Consider the following 20,228-nt stretch of genomic DNA (forward strand, 5'->3'; position numbering starts at 1 on the left):
TGTTTATACTTCATAGGTAATGAAATTCTTTTAGAATATATTTTTTAGTGAGGAAAAAATGGAAAATAATCAAGGTGTTCATGGATATAAATATCTAACAGGTTATTGTGATTTCGAAAACTATTGGGGAGAGAAATTAGTTACTGTTGAATTTACTCATTTTGTATCTGGGCTTATTGATAAATATGAAAAGTATGGAACATATAAGACTATTCACAATGTGCCGGATAAAGCAAAATTGGAGGGTATATTTCCATTTAGATATAGCGTAGGTGCTTGGGATAGCTATGATCATTGGATCATCAAAATAATTACAGAAAGTATAAAATATACCAAAGTAAAAGACGATTTTATTGTTCATTAGATGAGGAAGATAATGGTAAGGTAATATTAGGTGTCAATGGTGATGCTGAAACATTTTATGTTGCATTTCCTGTATCATCAGGATGTAACACTAAATTGAATGAACTAGATTAGTTTAGCGAAAAAAATAAAAAGTTTTATTCCCTTTTATTGATTAGTTAATAATTTAGTTAGGGGAAATTTAAATACTGGAAAATTTATTTTATAAAATAGCCCATTTAAGGGCTTTTTCTTCAGCCGTAATTTTTCTAACCAATTCTTTATGAATTAAAATTCGCTACGTGCCATTTCAAATATTGCAAATAATCATATAGAGAATTTTATTTTTGAGTTTTTGATTGTTCTTACCCTGAAATCATCTCCGGTTTATTCAAAAAGTATATATAACATATGCCTATTTTATTCCCTTGTAAAAAAGTTATTTTTAATATATATAAATATAAGGTTATTTTTATTAGTTAAACTTATTAATTGTGATTTATTTTTATCTGCATAAAGTTAAACTTATTCTTCCTATAGAAAATGTGAAGGTGATTTATGAGTAATATAGAAAAAATGGGTGTAACTATACAAGGTGGAATTCTTGATTTCGAAAATTATTGGGGCGAGAAATTAGCTAGTGTAACAATTACTCATTATGTTAATGACATTCTAAATATATCTGGACAAGAAAAACACACCTCAATAAATCATATTGTAAATATCTATGATAAGGCAACGGTTTCCAATGCTCTGAGATTTAATTACGCACTAGGCAATGCATTTCTTCTTGATTTTTGGGAGGTTAGAATTGAAACGGAAAGTAATGAAGTTTATTCGACTGAGATAGGGCTGCGTTGTTCGATAAAAGATAAAGATAACGGAAAAGTTATTTTAGGTGTCAATGGTGAATCTAAAAAAATGTATGTTTCTATGGCGTCAGGTAATTGCTCTGCATATTTATTAAGAGAAAGTTAATTGTTTTTTCTTTTATATATTGATTAATATTATTAATGGAGAGTCTAAGGGGAAATTAACTCTCTATATTCGCTACACTTCAAACTATCACACTTTGTGCTAAGGCATTACGATTGTTATTGAGTGTTAATGAAAATAGTTAGTAGATTTTGCTACATATTATGCTGCTGTATTGATTTATACTTTGTGCATCAATTGGGTTATTGATTTATCTTAAAGAAAGAATTTAATTAGATTTATATTTAATCAGCTAAGAGGGTAGAATTGGTAATCCTACCCAATTAATTAATGACTTATCTCATCTAACGAAAGTTTAAACCCTGGAACAAATACTTCGATAAAATAATCCATTTCAGGGCTTTTTCTTTCAGCTAGAATTTTCTCTAAACGTTTTTTGGCTAATTTAAATTCACTATTTCCTGCTGATAACTCTTCTAAGCATTTTAAATAAGCGCATAATGAATCTGCTTGCTTAACGATAAAATGCTCTTCTTCTGTTTGCAAATCCTCAATAATAAGCTCTCTGAAGTCATCCTGTAACTCCTCAGGTAGCATATCGAGTAGCTTTTGTTGGGCAAATTTCTCTATTTTTTTATATTCATGGGCAATTTGCTGGTTATGATATTTAATCGGCGTTGGTAGATCACCGGTAATCACTTCGCTTGCATCATGATACATTGCGAGTAATGCAATATGCTTTGCATCAACATTACCCCCAAACTTGCGATTTTTAATAACGGCTAACACATGGGCAACCATGGCAACTTGTAAGCTATGCTCCGAAACGTTTTCAGTACGTACATTACGCATTAGTGGCCAGCGATGGATAAGTTTCATTCTAGCAAGATGGGCAAAAAAGTAGCTCATAGGACCCTCACAAATCTGTAAAAGCTTTATTTTAATTGAATTAATAAGAAATAGATATGAGATTATTTCTTAGTGATTCATATCATGTGAATATATATGATTTTAATAAAAAATTGTTTTTATAGATAACTGATGCTGAAAATTTAATTTGAAAGGCTCTTAAATGAAATATGGGATAATGGTTTTTGAATGGACTGTTTTTCTATTATATTGATGCTATAGGAGTATTGGAATGGCGTAAACTATAGAATGATAGCTTGATTAATTTGATTAGTGTATTGAAGCTTCATAAATCATTATTTTTTTATTTTAATACGAATTTTAATTTTCAATTTTCTAGTTATCATTGTCATTGGAGCAATTATATTATGTCATTTATTTCAAATGGTGCATGATGCTCTTTATTAATGTTTTCTAAGATTATTGATATGTTTGTTAAATATGAAATTTAAAGGAATATAAAATGGAACTGAGTGAAAATATTGGAGGTGGTAATTATGAGGTTGGAACTTGTCATTTTGAAAATTATTGGGGTGAAATGCTAGTACGGGTTGAAATCACCCATTTTATCTCTGGGGTGGTATTTACATCAGAACGTAAAGCTGTTTCAAAAATACTTTATAATATTCAGGATAAAACAAAAGTAAGTAACATATTTACCTTTCTGCATACTAATGGTGATGCAGAGAATTATGATTATTGGAGAATAAAAATCACTACTAATAGTGGTAAGGTTTACAAAAGTAAAAGCCGGTTTTATTGCTCCCTTTCGAGTAGTGATGAAAATAATGTGATATTAGGTGTCAATGGTGATGCAGAAAGCTTATATGTTGCATTTCCATCATCATCAGGCTGTAGTACAGATTTGAAATTAATTTAATTGATGTATGGTTTTTAAAACCCTCTATACAGACTATCAAGAAAATATTTATTTAAATTGATGGTATGAATATATATTTTTAATTATAAAATACAAAGGAAGACTCGTGCCTGACTATAATTCAATTATTATTACACTCGAAAATTACTGGGGTGAAAAATTAAAACGTATTCTTCTCATACATACTGGATTTGATACAACATCAAGAGAGTTTTTTGATGTTGAAAATGCAACAGTAATCCCTAATGCAATGTATGGTAAATATAAATTAGGATATGGCTCGCCAAAAGATTATTGGTTTATGGTGATAGAAACATTAAATGGAAGCATTTATAGAACAAGAGATGATTTCTATTGCTCAGTAAGAAGTGAAGATAAAGGACGGGTGACCGTTGGTATTAATGGTGATGCTAAAACAATGTATGTACATTTCCCCGCATCTGGGGACTGTAGCACAAGTTTAAAGTTGATTTAAAATTAAAACTAATATCGTTAAATTAACTCATAATAAATTATCAATTCTAAATGAATGTACTAGATAAGTCACTTCAGTGGTCTTTATATGTAAGTTGATTTTTTATTAAATTTAAAAGGGATGATTATGATAATTAAAAATGGTCATGCAACTATAGAAAACTATTGGGGAGAGAAATTAAAATATATTACGGTGTTTCATAGTTTTAAAGGATTAAAAGATACGACTGCTACATTCTTTAATCCTGGACATGGAGAGTCTGAGAAAGATTCATTGACATTTTATTATTATACAGGCGTTTTTTCACCGCAAAATTATTGGGGTATAAGGATAAGAACAATGGATGACCATATGTATTCACTTATGGATACATTTTACTGCTCTATAACAGAATCAGATCATGGAAAAGCAATAATAGGTGTTAATGGTGTAAGTCAAACAGTATACATCAATTTTCCTTCCTCTAGTGGCTGCTCTAAAAAGCTGATAAGAATAGAGTAGTTTTATTATTAAGTGCTTTATCAGTAATGGAATGGATTGATTGTATTATAATGAGCATCAAATAAGGAATGTGTAAAATAATAACAGTATATTTCCGGATTATTGTTTGATCTGATGTAATAAAAATCTATAATGAGTAGGTCCGTGTTGACCGAAATTAATAAGGGATATCATGAAATACTTTCCAATTATTTTATTACTATTTTTCTTGGCGGCAGTTTATTTTATTTCTATTCTTTAATAATTGCCTGAAGTCATCATTTATAGACGGTTAGTAAAGGTGACTTTTAAGTTTTTATTATAGTATTTAATAAATGTTTCCCTATTTCGTTCATATCTATGAAATGGGGATTTTGTACTATTATACATCATAACATGACGTGAATGTGGAGGAAAAAACGCCCTCGATCAGGTAAAGAGAGCGTTATATAGTGAGTTACTGACGATAATTTTCGATAAAGCGGCCAAATTTATTAATCGCCATTTCAAGATCATCTGCATATGGCAGAGTAACAATACGGAAATGATCGGGTTCTGGCCAGTTAAATGCTGTTCCTTGCACTAAAAGTACTTTTTCTTGTAGTAGCAGATCAAGGATCATTTTTTGGTCGTCATGGATGTTAAAGCGCTTAATATCAATTTTAGGGAACATATAAAGTGCACCTTGTGGTTTAACGCAAGATACACCGGGTATTTGATTAATTAATTGCCATGTGCGTTCACGTTGTTCATATAACCGGCCACCCGGTTGAATAAACTCACTGATGCTCTGATAACCACCTAAAGCTGTTTGGATAGCGTGCTGCATTGGTACGTTGGCACATAAGCGCATCGACGCTAGCATTTCTAAACCTTCAATATAGCCTTTAGCTTGCTGTTTCGGACCATTCAATACCATCCAGCCTTGACGAAAACCGGCTACACGGTATGTTTTAGATAAACCATTAAAGGTTACCGTTAACAAATCAGGTGCAAGGGCAGCGATAGAATGGTGGACGGCATCGTCATAAAGGATCTTATCGTAAATTTCATCAGCAAAGATGATTAAGCTGTGTTGGCGAGCAATCTCGACAATCTCTAATAGCAGTTCTTTGCTATAGACAGCTCCAGTTGGATTATTTGGATTGATGATCACAATACCGCGGGTGCGAGGGCTAATTTTTTTGCGGATATCTTCAATATCAGGCATCCAACCCTGTTGTTCATCACACATGTAGTGAACTGCACTACCACCAGACAAAGAAACTGCCGCCGTCCATAGTGGATAGTCAGGCGCAGGAACTAGCATTTCATCACCATTATTGAGTAGCGCTTGCATTGCCTGCACAATCAATTCAGAAACACCATTGCCAATATAAACGTCTTCAACTGTCATTTCGCGAACATCGCGTGCTTGGTAATGTTGTACGATTGCCTTACGTGCTGAATACAAACCTTTTGAATCACTGTACCCTTGTGAATTAGGTAAGTTACGCAGTACATCAACCAATATTTCATCTGGGGCTTCAAAGCCAAACGGTGCCGGATTACCGATATTGAGCTTGAGGACTTTATTACCTTCTTCTTCTAAGCGCTTTGCTTCTTTCAATACAGGCCCGCGAATGTCATAACAGACATTATCAAGCTTGTTAGATTTCTTTATTGTATTCATTATTTCTCTCATTACCCTATTTGGGATGACTTAAGTAGGGGGATTCCGGCTAACAGCTCTACTGTACTCCTACCTCGGAAGCTTTTGAAGATAGGAGATAATTTTTGGTGTAAAAGGTTGGTTTATACCGTAATGCGATAGTTGATCACTTAATATATTTCTTATGTTGAATTTAATTATCGATTGTATCGCTTAATTTGAATTTAAATATCGTCAAATATCTCAGTTTTGGAGGAAAAAATAAAAATTATCCACATAGTTAAATAAGAAATAAAAAATTTGTATCAAATTGTAAGATTGATGACGAAATTAGATGCTTAGAAATAAATTTCGGTGAAATTTTAGTAAAAATCAGCTCTTTTTGTTAGTAATATTGATTGTTCTAGTGAGAAAATATATAAGATATTTAAACTAAATATCATTAATTCATTGAATTACAACAATAATATTGCTGTTTTGAGTATGTGTTTAAAGGCATTTACATTAAAATAATTGCAATTACATTAAATATGTTACTATTTGAAGAGCGACAAAATAAGAAGGTTGTATTTGGGATTTATATTAAATCGCTCCTTTAGCAAACTTTTTTTGTCGTGGGTTGGTGCTTTCGTTTTACGATTGATCAACTCAGATAAAGTGTAATCAATGCGATCTAAGGATTAGAAAAGCATCAAGCAAATTATACTCATTTATTTTAAGATGCGGCGCTTTGCGTTGAGGTAAGGTAACTAGGTTTATTCACGTTAGTTACTGTGTTTTCTAGACACCTAGCGATTCGCTCGCTTGTTACATAACCGCACTTCGCATTACCTAGAGTATATTATGCTATTAAATAAGCTGATCTCAAGGAGGAGAACAGGAACACCAGGTATCATAAAATTATATAAGAGAATTAATGATGATAAATTCCAATCGTCCAATAATGAACCTTGATCTGGATTTACTGCGCACATTCGTCGCAGTGGCCGATCTCAATACATTTGCTGCGGCTGCTGCTGCAGTATGTCGTACACAGTCTGCTGTTAGTCAGCAAATGCAGCGCCTAGAACAACTCGTTGGCCGTGAATTATTCGCTCGTCATGGGAGAAATAAATTACTCACCGCTCATGGTTTACAATTACTTGGCTACGCAAGACAAATCTTACGTGCTAACGATGATGCTACTGCATCGTTAACTTATAATGATGCAGAAGGTGAACTACGTATTGGCGCATCGGATGATACTGTCGATATTTTATTGCCATTCTTATTAAACCGTATAGCTTCTGTTTTTCCTCGTCTTGCAGTTGAGGTGAGAATCAAACGTGCACACTTTATTGAATCAATGTTAGATAATCATGAAATTGATTTAGCCTTGACCACGGCACGTATTAGCCATCATCCTAAAACGGCATTGAGAACTGTTCCTGTATTATGGCACAGTGCACCTGATTTCCAATTACGTGCTAATGAGCCTATTCCATTAGTGGTAATGGATGAATCAAACCCATTCCGTAAAATGAGTACTGATGCATTAGATGATGCAGGACTATCTTGGCATGTTGCTTATGAAGCGGCTTCTTTGCCAGCCGTTAGAGCAGCTGTAAATGCTGAGGTTGGTGTCACTGCACGGCCAATGGAAATGCAAAATGCAGATTTGCGTATTTTAAATGAAGCGGATGGCTTGCCTCGTTTACCTGATATTCAGTACTGGTTATACAAAAATGCGGATGAGCAAAAGGATTTTGTGCTAACGGTATTTAGTGCCATAGAGAATAAAAAGATCCCTTACGCAGTTGCACCAGCAACGGATGAGGCAACTGTTAGTGAAAGCGAAGGATTATATTAATTAATATTTATCCAGTGAATATGCCGCGATTGTTTCGCGGCTTTTTTTTGAGCAAACTGAAGGTAAAAAAAGCTAATTAACCACTTAATAAGTATGGTTAAAATAATTATAACGTGAAATAATTGTGATGTGGATGGCAGAACAGAAATTTCATTTTTTAGTTAAGAAATTGTTATGTTGTTAACAATCATATTTTGCTGAATTGATAAAATTGAGCTGGCTAGTCAGGCAGTTACTTGATTTAGTGAATAAAAAATCGTTAATACGACTTAGACTAAATTTGAATGTTCTGTAAACAATCTGAGCATATTTTCAATAAAATTGTGCGCCAGATCAAATAAAAAGAGCAAGTTTTCATCTGGTAAGACAGGTTTTTCCTGAGATAATAGTGTAGTAAAAGCGAATAATCAGTTAAACTAGTCATTGTGTTTACTAGGTGTATTATCACACTGACACGTTTTAGCTGCTTTTGAGTGTTTTTTGTTTCAGCCTTGTTTTTAAAATGTCAAGGACTTGTAACAAATACGGGTTATTTTGCTTAAGTTAAGCAAAATAAATAGTCAGAGAGAGGACAAACCAAACGCAGTCTTCAGGCTGATTTTTATGTTTGGTGATGATTTTTGGTCTTTCTTCTCAGTTAACTGGGCAATTATGGTGCAATACTGCCGTGATGTTAAAAAGAGCAGATTCACGCGCCATATGTAATGAGTAAGCAACGAGTATGTCTGAATCTATCCTAGCGTTAGCCCACAACTGGGCGTTTGCGATATTCTTTGTCGGCGCCATCGCCCTTTGTTCGTTTATGTTGGTCGCTGGTCATTTCCTTGGCAGTCGCGCCAAAGCCAGAACAAAACACGTACCTTATGAGTCCGGTATCGATTCGGTAGGCAGTGCCCGTCTTCGTATGTCAGCCAAATTCTATTTGGTTGCCATGTTTTTCGTTGTTTTCGATGTTGAAGCCATGTTCCTGTTTGCATGGGCCGTTGCCGTCCGTGAAGTCGGTTGGTTAGGCTTTATCGAAGCAGCAATCTTCATTCTGGTATTGTTGGCGGGGCTTTTTTACCTGATCCGCGTCGGTGCATTGGATTGGACTCCTGTCCGTTCACGTCGCGCAGTTAAAGGTCCTAGTGAAGTTATTAAAATCAGCAATCGTCATCCGCAGTAAAAAGCGAGGCATTATACAATGGATTATACGCTCACCCGCATAGATCCGAACGGTGAGAACGACCGTTACCCTCTGCAAACTCAAGAGATCGTTACTGATCCACTTGAGCAGCAAGTCAAAAACAGCGTGTATATGGGAAAACTTTCTCATGCATTACATGATGTGGTTAACTGGGGTCGCAAAAATTCTCTTTGGCCATATAACTTTGGTCTCTCATGTTGCTATGTAGAAATGGTAACGTCGTTCACAGCAGTTCATGACGTAGCCCGCTTCGGGGCAGAAGTACTTCGTGCTTCACCTCGTCAAGCCGACTTTATGGTCGTGGCAGGAACCTGCTTTACTAAAATGGCACCTGTTATTCAGCGTCTTTATGATCAGATGCTAGAACCAAAATGGGTCATCTCAATGGGCTCATGTGCCAACTCTGGCGGTATGTACGATATTTATTCTGTCGTTCAAGGCGTTGATAAATTTATCCCTGTGGATGTGTATATCCCAGGTTGCCCACCGCGCCCTGAAGCTTATATGCAAGCACTACTTCTGTTACAAGAATCCATCGGTAAGGAGCGCCGTCCTCTTTCGTGGGTTGTTGGTGATCAGGGGGTTTACCGTGCCAATATGCAGTCAGAAAGAGAAAGAAAGCACGGTGAACGTATCGCAGTGACTAACCTGCGTACCCCAGACGAAATTTAAGGCTTAAAGCCATACAGCGTAACAGAGCAATGTGTTGCGAAATAATAAACCTGATCAAGCGTTATGGTGAAGAATGATGACAGATCAGATAGCGCAAGAGAGTACCCAGCCAGGATGGCAGACACAAGATCACTTAAGTGACCCTGTGCTTCTGGAGTTGCGCAACCAATTTGGGCCGGATGCCTTTTCTGTTCAAGCAACCCGTACTGGCATGCCAGTAATTTGGGTAAGACGTGAACAGCTACTCCAAGTTGTAGACTTTTTGAAAAAATTGCCAAAACCGTATGTGATGTTATTTGACTTGCATGGGGTTGATGAGCGCCAAAGAATACACCGACAAGGTTTGCCAGAGGCAGACTTTAGTGTTTTCTATCACCTCATTTCGATTGACCGCAACCGTGACATTATGTTGAAGGTGGCATTGAGTGAAAAAGACCTCAATGTGCCTTCTGTCGTTTCACTGTTCCCAAATGCTAACTGGTATGAACGCGAAGTATGGGACATGTTTGGTATTACCTTCCAAGGTCATCCAAACTTACGTCGCTTACTGATGTCGCCAAGTTGGGAAGGTCACCCATTACGCAAAGACTACCCTGCACGTGCGACGGAATTTGACCCGTTTGAGCTAACTAAGCAAAAACAAGATCTGGAAATGGAAGCATTGACTTTCAAACCAGAAGAGTGGGGCATGTCACGTGGTAATGAAAACGAAGACTTCATGTTCCTAAACTTAGGACCTAACCATCCATCATCACATGGTGCTTTCCGTATTGTGTTGCAACTTGATGGCGAAGAAATCGTTAACTGCGTACCTGATATCGGTTACCACCATCGTGGTGCTGAGAAAATGGGTGAGCGTCAGTCATGGCATAGTTATATTCCTTATACCGACCGTATTGAATACCTCGGCGGTTGTGTCAATGAGATGCCATACGTATTGGCTGTTGAAAAACTAGCAGGTATTGAAGTCCCTGATCGTGTGAAAACGATCCGTGTGATGTTATCAGAACTGTTCCGCATCAACAGCCACTTGTTGTATATCAGTACTTATATTCAAGATACTGGTGCGATGACACCTGTATTCTTTGCATTTACTGACCGCCAGAAAGTGTATAACGTCGTCGAAGCGATTACGGGTTTCCGTATGCACCCTGCATGGTTCCGTATCGGTGGTGTGGCACATGACTTACCACGCGGTTGGGACAAATTGTTGCGTGAATTATTAGATTGGCTACCAAAACGCCTCGAATCCTACGTAACGACCGCACTGAAAAACTCCATTCTGAAAGGCCGTTCTATTGGTGTTGCTTCTTATACCAAAGAAGAAGCATTGGCATGGGGTGTGACAGGTGCAGGTCTGCGTGCCACAGGCGTTGATTTTGACGTACGTAAATGGCGTCCATATTCAGGCTATGAAAACTTTGAGTTCGACATTCCAATCGCTCACAACGGTGACTGTTATGACCGCGTGATGATTAAAGTGGAAGAGATGCGTCAAAGTATTCGCATTCTTGAGCAATGCTTGAAGCACATGCCTGAAGGACCTTTCAAAGCCGATCACCCATTGACAACGCCGCCACCAAAAGAGCGGACGTTACAGCACATTGAAACTCTGATTAACCACTTCTTGCAAGTGTCTTGGGGTCCAGTGATGCCTGCTAATGAATCATTCCAGATGGTTGAAGCAACTAAAGGGATCAACAGTTATTACCTGACGAGTGATGGTAGCACTATGAGCTATCGTACTCGTATCCGTACACCGAGCTATGCGCACTTGCAGCAAATTCCAGCGGTGATCAGCGGAAGTCTGGTGTCTGACTTGATTGTCTATCTGGGTAGTATCGATTTTGTAATGTCGGATGTGGATCGCTAACCATGCATAATGAACATAATAAGCAGACTGGTCTTGATGGCGTAAATGTCTTTGAACCTCAACCGCAGCACGGCTTTGTACTAACCGAAGCAGAGCGTACTGAAATTGAGGGTGAAAAACATCACTATGAAGATGCGCGTGCTGCCTCAATTGAAGCACTGAAAATTGTGCAAAAAAATCGTGGATGGGTTGAAGATGGTGCCATTCACGCTATTGCTGAAGTACTGGGCATCCCTGCAAGTGACGTTGAAGGTGTGGCGACATTCTATAGTCAAATCTTCCGTCAGCCTGTTGGTCGCCACATTATTCGCTATTGCGACAGTGTGGTTTGCCATATCACAGGCTATCAGGGATTAGAAGCTGAGATCATTAATCAGCTCAATATTCGCCCAGGCCAAACAACGCAAGATGGCCGTTTTACATTACTGCCAACCTGTTGTTTGGGTAACTGTGATAAGGGTCCCACCATGATGATTGATGAGGACACACACAGCTACGTACAGCCTGAAGATATTAAAAAGTTACTGGAGCAGTATCCATGACAAACTCCTTTCAACCTGTGATCCGTACTGCCGAGACACATCCGTTGACATGGCGCTTGCGCGATGACAATCAGCCTGTTTGGTTGGATGAGTACCGCAGTAAAAACGGATATAAAGGTGTAGAACGTGCACTGAAAGGCATGGCCCCTGATGAAGTGGTTAACCTAGTCAAAGACGCTGGCTTAAAAGGTCGCGGCGGTGCAGGTTTCTCCACTGGTCTGAAATGGAGCCTGATGCCAAAAGACGAAAACATGAAACTACGTTACTTTTTATGTAACGCAGATGAAATGGAACCGGGTACCTATAAAGACCGTCTTTTGATGGAACAACTGCCACACTTATTAGTTGAAGGCATGATCATCGGCGCATTTGCACTTAAAGCTTACCGTGGTTATATCTTCCTACGTGGTGAATATGTTGAGGCTGCAAAACATTTGCGCCATGCCATCGAAGAAGCAAAAGCTGCAGGTCTGCTCGGCAAAAACATTTTGGGTTCAGGCTTTGATTTCGAACTGTTTGTGCATACGGGGGCAGGTCGTTATATTTGTGGTGAAGAAACCGCATTGATTAACTCCCTCGAAGGTCGTCGCGCTAACCCACGTTCCAAACCACCATTCCCTGCTACATCAGGTGCATGGGGCAAGCCAACTTGCGTTAATAACGTTGAAACTATCTGTAATGTGCCAGCAATTTTAGAGCACGGTGACCAGTGGTATATCAACCTCAGCGCAGGTAAGAGCAAAGATGCCGGCACTAAACTGATGGGCTTCTCAGGTCGTGTTAAAAACCCTGGTTTGTGGGAGCTGCCATTTGGTACCACAGCACGTGAAGTGTTGGAAGATTATGCAGGTGGGATGCGTGATGGGTTAACCCTCAAAGCATGGCAACCGGGCGGCGCAGGTACTGACTTCTTGACTAACGATCATCTTGATTTGCCAATGGATTTCGAGTCTATCGGTAAAGCAGGAAGCCGTTTAGGGACTGCGTTAGCCATGGCCGTTGATAATGAAATCAACATGGTTTCTCTGGTTCGCAACCTTGAAACTTTCTTCGCTCGTGAGTCATGTGGCTGGTGTACACCTTGCCGTGATGGCTTGCCATGGAGCGTGAAAATTTTACAAGCGTTGGAAAAAGGAGAAGGGCAGCCGGGTGATATTGAAACGCTTGAGCAGTTATGCCGTTTCTTAGGTCCGGGTAAAACCTTCTGTGCTCACGCACCGGGTGCGGTTGAGCCTTTACAGAGCGCCATCAAATATTTCCGTGAAGAATTTGAAGCGGGTATCTCGCAAAAAGATCTGCGCAATATTGTCCAGATAGCGGGTATTCAACCCAACTTGTTGAAACAACGTTGGTAACACTTTTGCGAATGAGCAACCGCAAAAGTTATTTTTCACGAAGAACGTATTTTTGATTAACGCCTGCTCTTGAGCGGGCCTTTGGGAAGCATGCTGACTATGGCTACAATATATGTAGACGGCAAAGAATATGACGTAAACGGGTCTGAAAACCTGTTACAAGCCTGCCTTTCTCTGGGGCTAGATATTCCTTATTTTTGCTGGCATCCGGCGCTGGGAAGCGTTGGCGCTTGCCGCCAGTGTGCGGTTAAGCAGTATCAAAACGCGGATGACACCCGCGGTCGTCTCGTTATGTCCTGTATGACACCCGCAACGGAAGGGACTTACATCTCTATTGATGATGAAGAAGCCAAACAATTCCGTGAAAGTGTCGTTGAATGGTTAATGACTAACCACCCACACGACTGCCCAGTCTGTGAGGAAGGTGGTAATTGCCATCTGCAAGATATGACGGTGATGACCGGTCATAATATGCGTAAATATCGTTTCACGAAACGTACTCACATTAATCAGGACTTAGGGCCTTTCATCAGTCATGAGATGAACCGCTGTATCGCCTGTTACCGTTGTGTACGTTACTATAAAGACTACGCGGATGGCACAGATTTAGGTGTTTATGGCGCACATAACTATGTTTACTTCGGACGTACAGAAGATGGTACGTTAGAGAGTGAGTTCTCAGGTAACCTCGTTGAAGTCTGCCCTACAGGCGTGTTTACCGATAAAACACACTCAGAACGCTATAACCGTAAATGGGATATGCAGTTTGCACCGGGTATCTGCCAACAGTGCAGTATCGGTTGTAACACCAGCCCAGGTGAGCGCTATGGTGAACTTCGCCGTATTGAAAACCGCTATAACGGTTCAGTAAACCACTATTTCTTATGCGACCGCGGTCGTTTTGGTTACGGCTACGTTAACCGTAAAGACAGACCACGTCAGCCGCTCTTAAATAGAGATGGTGTTAAACAAGCTGTTTCTGCAATTGAAGCAATGCAAAGTGGCGCGCAAATTATCAATCAAGCGAAAAAAGTGATTGGTATTGGTTCTCCGCGTGCGAGCATCGAAAGCAACTATGCACTGCGTGCACTGGTTGGCGCAGAAAACTTCTACTCTGGCGTTTCGGCAGATGAACAACGTCGCCTTGAGTTGATGCAAAACATTCTGCAAAACGGTGGTATCTATACGCCAAGCCTGCGTGAAGTTGAAGGTTATGATGCGGTTCTGGTACTGGGTGAAGATTTAACCCAGACTGGCGCACGTATGGCACTTTCTGTTCGCCAAGCAGTAAAAGGCAAAGCTCGCGAAATGGCCGCAGCTCAGAAAGTGGCTGACTGGCAAATCGCTGCGATCATGAATATCGGCCAACATGCTAAGTATCCACTGTTTATCACTAACGTTGATGATACTCGTTTAGATGATATTGCCGCGTTTAACTATCGCGCACCAGTGGCTGATCAAGCACGCTTTGGTTTTGCTATTGCTAATATGATCAACGGTGATGCTCCAGCAGTTGCTGACTTACCAGCCGATTTAAAAGCAAAAGTAGAAACTATTGCACAAGCGTTGGCAGGTGCTAAAAAACCATTGATTATCAGTGGTAGTCACTCTGCAAGTGATGCAATGATCCAAGCCGCTGCAAACGTTGCCTTTGCTCTGAAAGCAAAAGGTGCACAAGTTGGTTTATCTTACCTTGCATCACATGCAAATAGCTTCGGCTTGGCAATGATGAAAGCACAATCATTAGACAGCGCTTTTGCTCGCATTAATGCGAATGAAGCAGACGTTGCTATCGTGATGGAGAATGATCTTTACCGTCATAGCAGTGTCAATGTGGTTGATAGTGCTCTAGCTAAATTGAAGCACCTGATTGTGGCCGACCATCAACACACCGAGATCATGGACAAAGCGTCATTGATCCTGCCAGCGGCAAGCTTTGCGGAAGCAGATGGAACTTTGATTAACCAAGAAGGCCGCGCACAACGTTTCTTCCAAGTTTTCGATCCATCTTTCTACGACAAAGCAATTGTGATGAACGAAAGCTGGCGTTGGTTGCACTCTCTGCAAACCGAAGCACAAGAACGTGATGCAGATTGGTCTCAACTGGACCATGTGATTGCAGACTGTGTTGCAGCACTGCCACAGTTCGCAGGCATTGTTGATGCAGCACCGAAAGCTTCTTTCCGTATTCGTGGTCAGAAGCTAGCGCGTGAACCGCATCGTTACAGTGGTCGTACTGCAATGTTGGCAGATAAGTCAGTACACGAACAACGCCAGCCGCAAGATAAAGACACTGCGTTTGCCTTCTCAATGGAAGGTAATAACAGCCCAACCGCACCACGTCAGCAAATTCCATTTGCATGGGCGCCGGGTTGGAACTCACCACAAGCTTGGAACAAATTCCAAAGTGAAGTGGGTGGGCATCTGCGCTTTGGCGATCCGGGCGTGCGTCTATTCAACTCAACAGAAGCGAAATTGGCTTATTTCACTGACATCCCAGCGGCTTATCATGCAGCTGAAGCACAGTGGGTAGTTGCGCCTTATTATCACCTGTTCGGTAGTGATGAAATGTCACAACGTTCAGAGGTGATCCAAGAGCGTATGCCTGAGCCTTATGTGATGTTGAATGCACAAGATGCAGCAGCTCTCGGTTTGAGTGCTGGGGCTAAAGCGGAATTCAGTCATCAAGGCCAAGCCTTTAATTTGACTGTTCGCCTCAGCCAAAACCTGTCTTGTGGTCAAATCGGTCTGCCTTTGGGAATGCCAGGTATTGCACCAGCAATGGCGGGTGTGTCAGTCAATAATCTGCGGAGGGGTGCATGATGGATTGGATATCCCCAGAAGTGATGGAAGTCTTAATTTCCATCCTTAAGTCGATTGTCATCCTACTGGTTGTCGTGACCTGTGGTGCGTACATGAGTTTGGGTGAACGTCGTATTCTCGGCTTATTCCAAAACCGTTACGGTCCTAACCGTGTTGGACCATTTGGCATGGGGCAATTAATTGCCGACATGTTCAAAATGTTGTTCAAAGAAGACTGGATCCCACAGTTTGCGGACAAAAAAATCTTTACCTTAGCGCCAGTGATTGCGTTTTGTTCACTGTTCCTTGCATTTGCTATTGTTCCTGTGAGTCCGACATGGCACGTTGCAGACCTGAACATTGGGATTTTATTCTTCCTGATGATGGCGGGTCTGGCGGTTTATGCGGTGCTATTCGCAGGTTGGTCAAGTAACAACAAATACTCACTACTTGGTGCGATGCGTGCATCCGCACAGACAGTGAGCTACGAGGTGTTCTTAGGTCTATCACTGATGGGGGTTGTTGCTCAAGCAGGTTCATTCAACCTGATTGATATCGTCAACTCACAAGAAGGTATGTGGAACGTTATTCCACAATTCTTCGGTTTTGTGACCTTTGCGATAGCGGGTGTGGCTGTATGTCACCGTCACCCATTTGACCAACCAGAAGCAGAGCAAGAGATCGCCGATGGTTACCACGTAGAATATTCGGGTATGAAATTCGGCCTGTTCTTCGTTGGTGAGTATATCGGTATTGTGACCGTTTCTGCGCTGATCGTGACACTGTTCTTCGGTGGCTGGCATGGTCCATTCTTACCGTCGTTCCTGTGGTTTGCCATTAAGACTGCCTTCTTCATGATGATGTTTATCTTGATCCGTGCATCTTTACCGCGTCCACGTTATGACCAAGTGATGTCCTTTGGCTGGAAAATCTGTCTGCCACTGACGCTGCTTAACCTGTTGGGTACAGCAGCAGTCATTTTATACAATGCTCAGTAAGGGGTGATTGAACCATGACATTGAAAGATTTATTGGTCGGTTTCGGCACTCAAGTACGCAGTATTTGGTTAGTTGGGTTACATGCGTTCCAAAAACGTGAAACGCAAATGTACCCTGAAGAGCCTGTGTACCTGCCACCCCGTTACCGTGGCCGGATTGTGCTAACTCGTGATCCGGATGGCGAAGAGCGTTGCGTTGCCTGTAACTTGTGTGCTGTTGCTTGCCCAGTGGGTTGTATCTCACTGCAAAAAGCAGAGCATGAAGATGGGCGTTGGTATCCTGAATTTTTCCGCGTTAACTTCTCGCGCTGCATTTTCTGCGGTCTGTGTGAAGAGGCTTGCCCGACAACGGCTATCCAATTAACGCCTGACTTTGAAATGGGTGAATGGCGTCGTCAGGATCTTGTTTACGAGAAAGATGACTTATTAATTTCAGGTCCGGGTAAATATCCTGATTATAACTTTTACCGTAAATCGGGTATGGCGATTGCAGGTAAAGACAAAGGTGAAGCGGATAACGAAGCGAAACCAATTAACGTCAAAGACCTGTTGCCATAAGGAGCGATATTCATGGAATTTACATTTTATATCGCCGGTCTGGTTGCTGTATTAGCAACTTTGAGGGTGATAACCAATACTAACCCAGTACATGCGTTGTTGTATCTGGTTGTTTCTCTGCTGGCACTGTCCATGGTGTTCTTTTCACTCGGCGCGTATTTTGCGGGTGCATTAGAAATCATTGTGTACGCAGGTGCCATCATGGTGTTGTTTGTTTTCGTCGTGATGATGCTCAACCTCGGGCGCTCAGTACAAGAGCAAGAGCGCGAGTGGCTAGCGCCAAAAAACTGGATCGGGCCAGCAATTTTGTCTCTGGTTCTGTTAGCGCTACTGGTTTATGGCATCATGAGCTTGTCATACCAAGAGGGTATTGCTGGCACAGTGATCAGTGCGAAAGAAGTGGCTATCAGCCTGTTTGGACCTTATGTCCTTGCCGTTGAATTAGCATCACTGCTGCTGCTTGCTGGTCTGGTGGTTGCCTTCCACGTCGGTCGTGACCGCCACGAAAACGGTGCTGACATTGTTAGCAACGCCAACGCAAATGCGGAGGAACAATAATGATACCTCTTCAACATGGTCTGATTTTAGCGGCGATCTTGTTTGTAATGGGACTGAGTTGTCTTGTTATTCGTCGTAACTTGCTGTTCATGCTGATCGGACTGGAAATCATGATTAACTCAACTGCGTTAGCATTTGTTGTCGCAGGGAGTTTCTGGGGGCAACCAGACGGCCAAATTATGTACATTTTGGCCATTGCGCTGGCTGCAGCGGAGGCGAGTATTGGATTGGCGTTGTTACTACAACTCCATCGTCATCGTCAGAACCTGAATATTGATAAAGTCAGTGAGATGCGCGGATGAACTTACTCTATTTAACAATTCTGCTTCCACTACTGGGGTCTGTGCTACTCGCATTTTCCCGCGGTCGCTGGTCAGAAAATGTTTCAGCTATTATCGGTGCTGGGGTAGTCGGCCTTGCAGCGGTGGTTGCACTGTATGCAGGTATTGAGTTTTTAGATCAACCTGTACTTGCAAATGGTGCGTATCCTCCGTATACCGATCTGCTTTGGACTTGGATGTCAGTGGGTGATTTCAATATCCCATTTAGTATTCGCCTTGATGGCCTCTCACTGACAATGTTAGGTGTTGTGACTGGGGTTGGCTTCCTGATCCACGTTTATGCGTCTTGGTATATGCGTGGCGAAGAAGGCTATTCACGTTTCTTTACCTACACTAACCTGTTTATCGCGAGCATGGTGGTTTTAGTCCTTGCTGATAACATGATGCTGATGTATCTAGGTTGGGAAGGGGTAGGGCTGTGCAGTTACCTGTTGATTGGTTTCTACTACACTAATCCAGATAACGGCAAAGCGGCGATGAAAGCCTTCTTTGTAACCCGTATTGGTGATGTCTTCTTAGCTATCGGCATGTTTATTCTGTGGAATGAACTGGGTACATTGAATTTCAGCGAAATGGCTGTTCTGGCACCACAAAAAATGGCAGAAGGCGGCACAGCAATCACATGGGCAACCTTAATGATCTTAGGTGGTGCAGTCGGTAAATCTGCACAGTTACCACTACAGACATGGTTGGCAGATGCGATGGCGGGCCCAACACCAGTTTCTGCATTGATCCACGCAGCAACCATGGTTACCGCAGGTGTTTACCTTGTTGCACGTACTCATGCGTTGTTCTTGATGGCACCTGAAATTCTCCATCTGGTGGGTATCGTCGGTGGTGTGACTCTGTTATTTGCGGGTTGTGCTGCACTGGTACAAACTGATATCAAACGTGTACTTGCTTACTCAACTATGAGCCAAATTGGTTATATGTTCTTGGCTCTCGGTGTGCAAGCGTGGGATGCGGCAATTTTCCACCTGATGACACACGCCTTCTTTAAAGCGTTGTTGTTCCTGTCAGCAGGTTCAGTGATCATTGCATGCCACCACGAACAAAATATTTTCAAAATGGGTGGGTTGCGTAAGCAAATCCCTTACGTCTACGCTGTGATGTTGATCGGCGGAAGCGCATTGGCTGCATTGCCTCTGTTCACCGCAGGTTTCTACAGTAAAGATGCGATTTTATGGGGTGCAGAAGTTGATGGGCAAACCGTCCTGTTATGGGCTGGTCTCATCGGTGCACTGCTGACCGCAATGTATACCTTCCGTATGATTTTCATCGCATTCCACGGCGAAGCGAAAATCAAAGCGCACAAGGTCAAAGGTTTTACTCACTCCGTACCACTGGGCATTTTAGCTATTTTAGCAACATTTATTGGTGCACAAATCCACCAGCCGTTAGAAGGTGTTTTCCCTGTTAATTCGCTAGAGCATGAAGCTGGCAAGTTACAGTTGGAAATTCTTTCAGGTAGCCTTGCGGTTATCGGACTGTTGATTGTGGCATTCATTTATCTGTTCAGACGTTCTATCGCGACAGGCATCGCCAAAAGCGCACCGGGCCGTTTCTTCTCTACGTGGTGGTATCACGCGTGGGGCTTCGATTGGCTGTATGATGTTGTCTTTGTGAAACCGTTCAAAGGTGTAGCGTGGCTGCTGGAAAGCGATCCTATTAACTCTCTGATGAATTTACCTGCTTGTTTGTCTCGTTGGGCAAACAAAGGGTTAGCAGTGAGTGAGAACGGTCAAGTCCGTTGGTATGTTGCCTCATTGGGGCTGGGTGCAGTGCTGATTCTTGCTCTGCTGCTTTTGGTTTAATTAAGGGA

Annotated in this window: 19 protein-coding genes; 17 read left to right on the forward strand and 2 right to left on the reverse strand. The window is 41.3% G+C overall.

Translation table 11 applies throughout. From position 1 onward, the window contains the following. Positions 1 to 58: 58 nt before the first annotated feature. Both AC3Z9T_RS01680 and AC3Z9T_RS01685 read left to right on the forward strand, forming a co-directional pair. Complete coding sequence (locus AC3Z9T_RS01680; protein WP_490124475.1) at positions 59 to 364, forward strand: hypothetical protein; 306 nt, start codon at positions 59 to 61, stop codon at positions 362 to 364. A gap of 536 nt (positions 365 to 900) precedes the next feature. Continuing rightward, positions 901 to 1,320, forward strand: coding sequence for a hypothetical protein (locus tag AC3Z9T_RS01685; RefSeq protein WP_490124476.1), 420 nt, complete (start codon positions 901 to 903; stop codon positions 1,318 to 1,320). 285 nt (positions 1,321 to 1,605) lie between these two features. Here the strand turns inward: AC3Z9T_RS01685 and yfbR are convergent, their stop codons facing one another. Continuing rightward, positions 1,606 to 2,187 carry a 5'-deoxynucleotidase gene (yfbR, locus tag AC3Z9T_RS01690; protein ID WP_490124477.1) on the reverse strand — a complete coding sequence of 194 codons (582 nt, stop codon included), beginning with the start codon at positions 2,185 to 2,187 and terminating at the stop codon, positions 1,606 to 1,608. 463 nt (positions 2,188 to 2,650) lie between these two features. On the opposite strand from yfbR, the gene AC3Z9T_RS01695 reads away from it, so the two are divergent. From AC3Z9T_RS01695 to AC3Z9T_RS01705, 3 genes are all read left to right on the forward strand, one after another. Beyond that, positions 2,651 to 3,067 carry a hypothetical protein gene (locus AC3Z9T_RS01695; protein WP_490124478.1) on the forward strand — a complete coding sequence of 139 codons (417 nt, stop codon included), beginning with the start codon at positions 2,651 to 2,653 and terminating at the stop codon, positions 3,065 to 3,067. Positions 3,068 to 3,173: 106 nt separating this feature from the next. After that, positions 3,174 to 3,542, forward strand: coding sequence for a hypothetical protein (locus AC3Z9T_RS01700; protein ID WP_490124479.1), 369 nt, complete (start codon positions 3,174 to 3,176; stop codon positions 3,540 to 3,542). Positions 3,543 to 3,668: 126 nt separating this feature from the next. Then, the gene (locus AC3Z9T_RS01705) at positions 3,669 to 4,043 is read left to right on the forward strand and encodes a hypothetical protein (protein ID WP_490124480.1); all 375 of its coding nucleotides are present in this window, start codon (positions 3,669 to 3,671) and stop codon (positions 4,041 to 4,043) included. Positions 4,044 to 4,479: 436 nt separating this feature from the next. On the opposite strand, the gene AC3Z9T_RS01710 is transcribed toward AC3Z9T_RS01705, so the two are convergent. After that, complete coding sequence (locus AC3Z9T_RS01710; protein WP_490124481.1) at positions 4,480 to 5,694, reverse strand: pyridoxal phosphate-dependent aminotransferase; 1,215 nt, start codon at positions 5,692 to 5,694, stop codon at positions 4,480 to 4,482. A gap of 898 nt (positions 5,695 to 6,592) precedes the next feature. On the opposite strand from AC3Z9T_RS01710, the gene AC3Z9T_RS01715 reads away from it, so the two are divergent. The 12 genes from AC3Z9T_RS01715 to nuoL all read left to right on the forward strand — a co-directional run bounded on the left by AC3Z9T_RS01715 (position 6,593) and on the right by nuoL (position 20,220). Then, a complete protein-coding gene (locus AC3Z9T_RS01715; RefSeq protein WP_490125128.1) occupies positions 6,593 to 7,522 on the forward strand; it encodes a LysR family transcriptional regulator in 930 nt (309 codons plus the stop codon). A gap of 721 nt (positions 7,523 to 8,243) precedes the next feature. Then, positions 8,244 to 8,687: an NADH-quinone oxidoreductase subunit A gene (locus AC3Z9T_RS01720; protein ID WP_070929231.1), complete on the forward strand. Its 444-nt coding sequence runs from the start codon at positions 8,244 to 8,246 to the stop codon at positions 8,685 to 8,687. Positions 8,688 to 8,705: 18 nt separating this feature from the next. Next, complete coding sequence (locus tag AC3Z9T_RS01725; protein WP_004921127.1) at positions 8,706 to 9,380, forward strand: NuoB/complex I 20 kDa subunit family protein; 675 nt, start codon at positions 8,706 to 8,708, stop codon at positions 9,378 to 9,380. A 73-nt stretch (positions 9,381 to 9,453) separates the two neighbouring features. Next, positions 9,454 to 11,253 carry an NADH-quinone oxidoreductase subunit C/D gene (gene nuoC, locus AC3Z9T_RS01730; protein WP_490124482.1) on the forward strand — a complete coding sequence of 600 codons (1,800 nt, stop codon included), beginning with the start codon at positions 9,454 to 9,456 and terminating at the stop codon, positions 11,251 to 11,253. Positions 11,254 to 11,255: 2 nt separating this feature from the next. Further along, positions 11,256 to 11,795, forward strand: a complete 540-nt coding sequence (gene nuoE / locus AC3Z9T_RS01735) for an NADH-quinone oxidoreductase subunit NuoE (RefSeq protein WP_490124483.1) — start codon at positions 11,256 to 11,258, stop codon at positions 11,793 to 11,795. Continuing rightward, on the forward strand, positions 11,792 to 13,150 hold the full coding sequence (gene nuoF / locus AC3Z9T_RS01740; RefSeq protein ID WP_490124484.1) for an NADH-quinone oxidoreductase subunit NuoF: 1,359 nt from the start codon (positions 11,792 to 11,794) through the stop codon (positions 13,148 to 13,150). The genes nuoE and nuoF overlap by 4 nt, the downstream gene beginning before the upstream one ends. Before the next feature lie 99 nt (positions 13,151 to 13,249). Continuing rightward, entirely contained in the window at positions 13,250 to 15,973 is a 2,724-nt protein-coding gene (gene nuoG / locus AC3Z9T_RS01745) for an NADH-quinone oxidoreductase subunit NuoG (RefSeq protein ID WP_490124485.1), read from the forward strand. Next, entirely contained in the window at positions 15,973 to 16,950 is a 978-nt protein-coding gene (nuoH, locus tag AC3Z9T_RS01750; protein WP_070929235.1) for an NADH-quinone oxidoreductase subunit NuoH, read from the forward strand. The genes nuoG and nuoH overlap by 1 nt, the downstream gene beginning before the upstream one ends. Positions 16,951 to 16,964: 14 nt before the next feature. Then, positions 16,965 to 17,507 (forward strand): NADH-quinone oxidoreductase subunit NuoI, encoded by a 543-nt coding sequence (gene nuoI, locus AC3Z9T_RS01755; RefSeq protein WP_070929236.1) that lies wholly within the window; start codon positions 16,965 to 16,967, stop codon positions 17,505 to 17,507. A gap of 12 nt (positions 17,508 to 17,519) precedes the next feature. Then, positions 17,520 to 18,065 carry an NADH-quinone oxidoreductase subunit J gene (nuoJ, locus tag AC3Z9T_RS01760; protein ID WP_490124486.1) on the forward strand — a complete coding sequence of 182 codons (546 nt, stop codon included), beginning with the start codon at positions 17,520 to 17,522 and terminating at the stop codon, positions 18,063 to 18,065. Beyond that, entirely contained in the window at positions 18,065 to 18,367 is a 303-nt protein-coding gene (gene nuoK / locus AC3Z9T_RS01765) for an NADH-quinone oxidoreductase subunit NuoK (protein WP_004921109.1), read from the forward strand. The genes nuoJ and nuoK overlap by 1 nt, the downstream gene beginning before the upstream one ends. After that, on the forward strand, positions 18,364 to 20,220 hold the full coding sequence (gene nuoL / locus AC3Z9T_RS01770; RefSeq protein WP_490124487.1) for an NADH-quinone oxidoreductase subunit L: 1,857 nt from the start codon (positions 18,364 to 18,366) through the stop codon (positions 20,218 to 20,220). The genes nuoK and nuoL overlap by 4 nt, the downstream gene beginning before the upstream one ends. The last annotated feature ends 8 nt before the right edge of the window (positions 20,221 to 20,228 follow it).

The sequence above is a fragment of the Providencia sp. 6390 genome (assembly GCF_058148425.1).

What these genes read in the sequence shown, in the direction of transcription:
- nuoK (WP_004921109.1), top strand. Translation starts at nt 18,065, where the DNA reads ATGATACCTCTTCAACATGGTCTGATTTTAGCGGCGATCTTGTTTGTA.
- nuoJ (WP_490124486.1), top strand. Translation starts at nt 17,520, where the DNA reads ATGGAATTTACATTTTATATCGCCGGTCTGGTTGCTGTATTAGCAACT.
- AC3Z9T_RS01720 (WP_070929231.1), top strand. Translation starts at nt 8,244, where the DNA reads ATGTCTGAATCTATCCTAGCGTTAGCCCACAACTGGGCGTTTGCGATA.
- nuoG (WP_490124485.1), top strand. Translation starts at nt 13,250, where the DNA reads ATGGCTACAATATATGTAGACGGCAAAGAATATGACGTAAACGGGTCT.
- AC3Z9T_RS01680 (WP_490124475.1), top strand. Translation starts at nt 59, where the DNA reads ATGGAAAATAATCAAGGTGTTCATGGATATAAATATCTAACAGGTTAT.
- AC3Z9T_RS01695 (WP_490124478.1), top strand. Translation starts at nt 2,651, where the DNA reads ATGGAACTGAGTGAAAATATTGGAGGTGGTAATTATGAGGTTGGAACT.
- nuoH (WP_070929235.1), top strand. Translation starts at nt 15,973, where the DNA reads ATGGATTGGATATCCCCAGAAGTGATGGAAGTCTTAATTTCCATCCTT.
- nuoI (WP_070929236.1), top strand. Translation starts at nt 16,965, where the DNA reads ATGACATTGAAAGATTTATTGGTCGGTTTCGGCACTCAAGTACGCAGT.
- yfbR (WP_490124477.1), bottom strand. Translation starts at nt 2,187, where the DNA reads ATGAGCTACTTTTTTGCCCATCTTGCTAGAATGAAACTTATCCATCGC.
- AC3Z9T_RS01705 (WP_490124480.1), top strand. Translation starts at nt 3,669, where the DNA reads ATGATAATTAAAAATGGTCATGCAACTATAGAAAACTATTGGGGAGAG.
- AC3Z9T_RS01685 (WP_490124476.1), top strand. Translation starts at nt 901, where the DNA reads ATGAGTAATATAGAAAAAATGGGTGTAACTATACAAGGTGGAATTCTT.
- nuoF (WP_490124484.1), top strand. Translation starts at nt 11,792, where the DNA reads ATGACAAACTCCTTTCAACCTGTGATCCGTACTGCCGAGACACATCCG.
- AC3Z9T_RS01715 (WP_490125128.1), top strand. Translation starts at nt 6,593, where the DNA reads ATGATAAATTCCAATCGTCCAATAATGAACCTTGATCTGGATTTACTG.
- AC3Z9T_RS01725 (WP_004921127.1), top strand. Translation starts at nt 8,706, where the DNA reads ATGGATTATACGCTCACCCGCATAGATCCGAACGGTGAGAACGACCGT.
- AC3Z9T_RS01710 (WP_490124481.1), bottom strand. Translation starts at nt 5,694, where the DNA reads ATGAATACAATAAAGAAATCTAACAAGCTTGATAATGTCTGTTATGAC.
- nuoE (WP_490124483.1), top strand. Translation starts at nt 11,256, where the DNA reads ATGCATAATGAACATAATAAGCAGACTGGTCTTGATGGCGTAAATGTC.
- nuoC (WP_490124482.1), top strand. Translation starts at nt 9,454, where the DNA reads ATGATGACAGATCAGATAGCGCAAGAGAGTACCCAGCCAGGATGGCAG.
- nuoL (WP_490124487.1), top strand. Translation starts at nt 18,364, where the DNA reads ATGAACTTACTCTATTTAACAATTCTGCTTCCACTACTGGGGTCTGTG.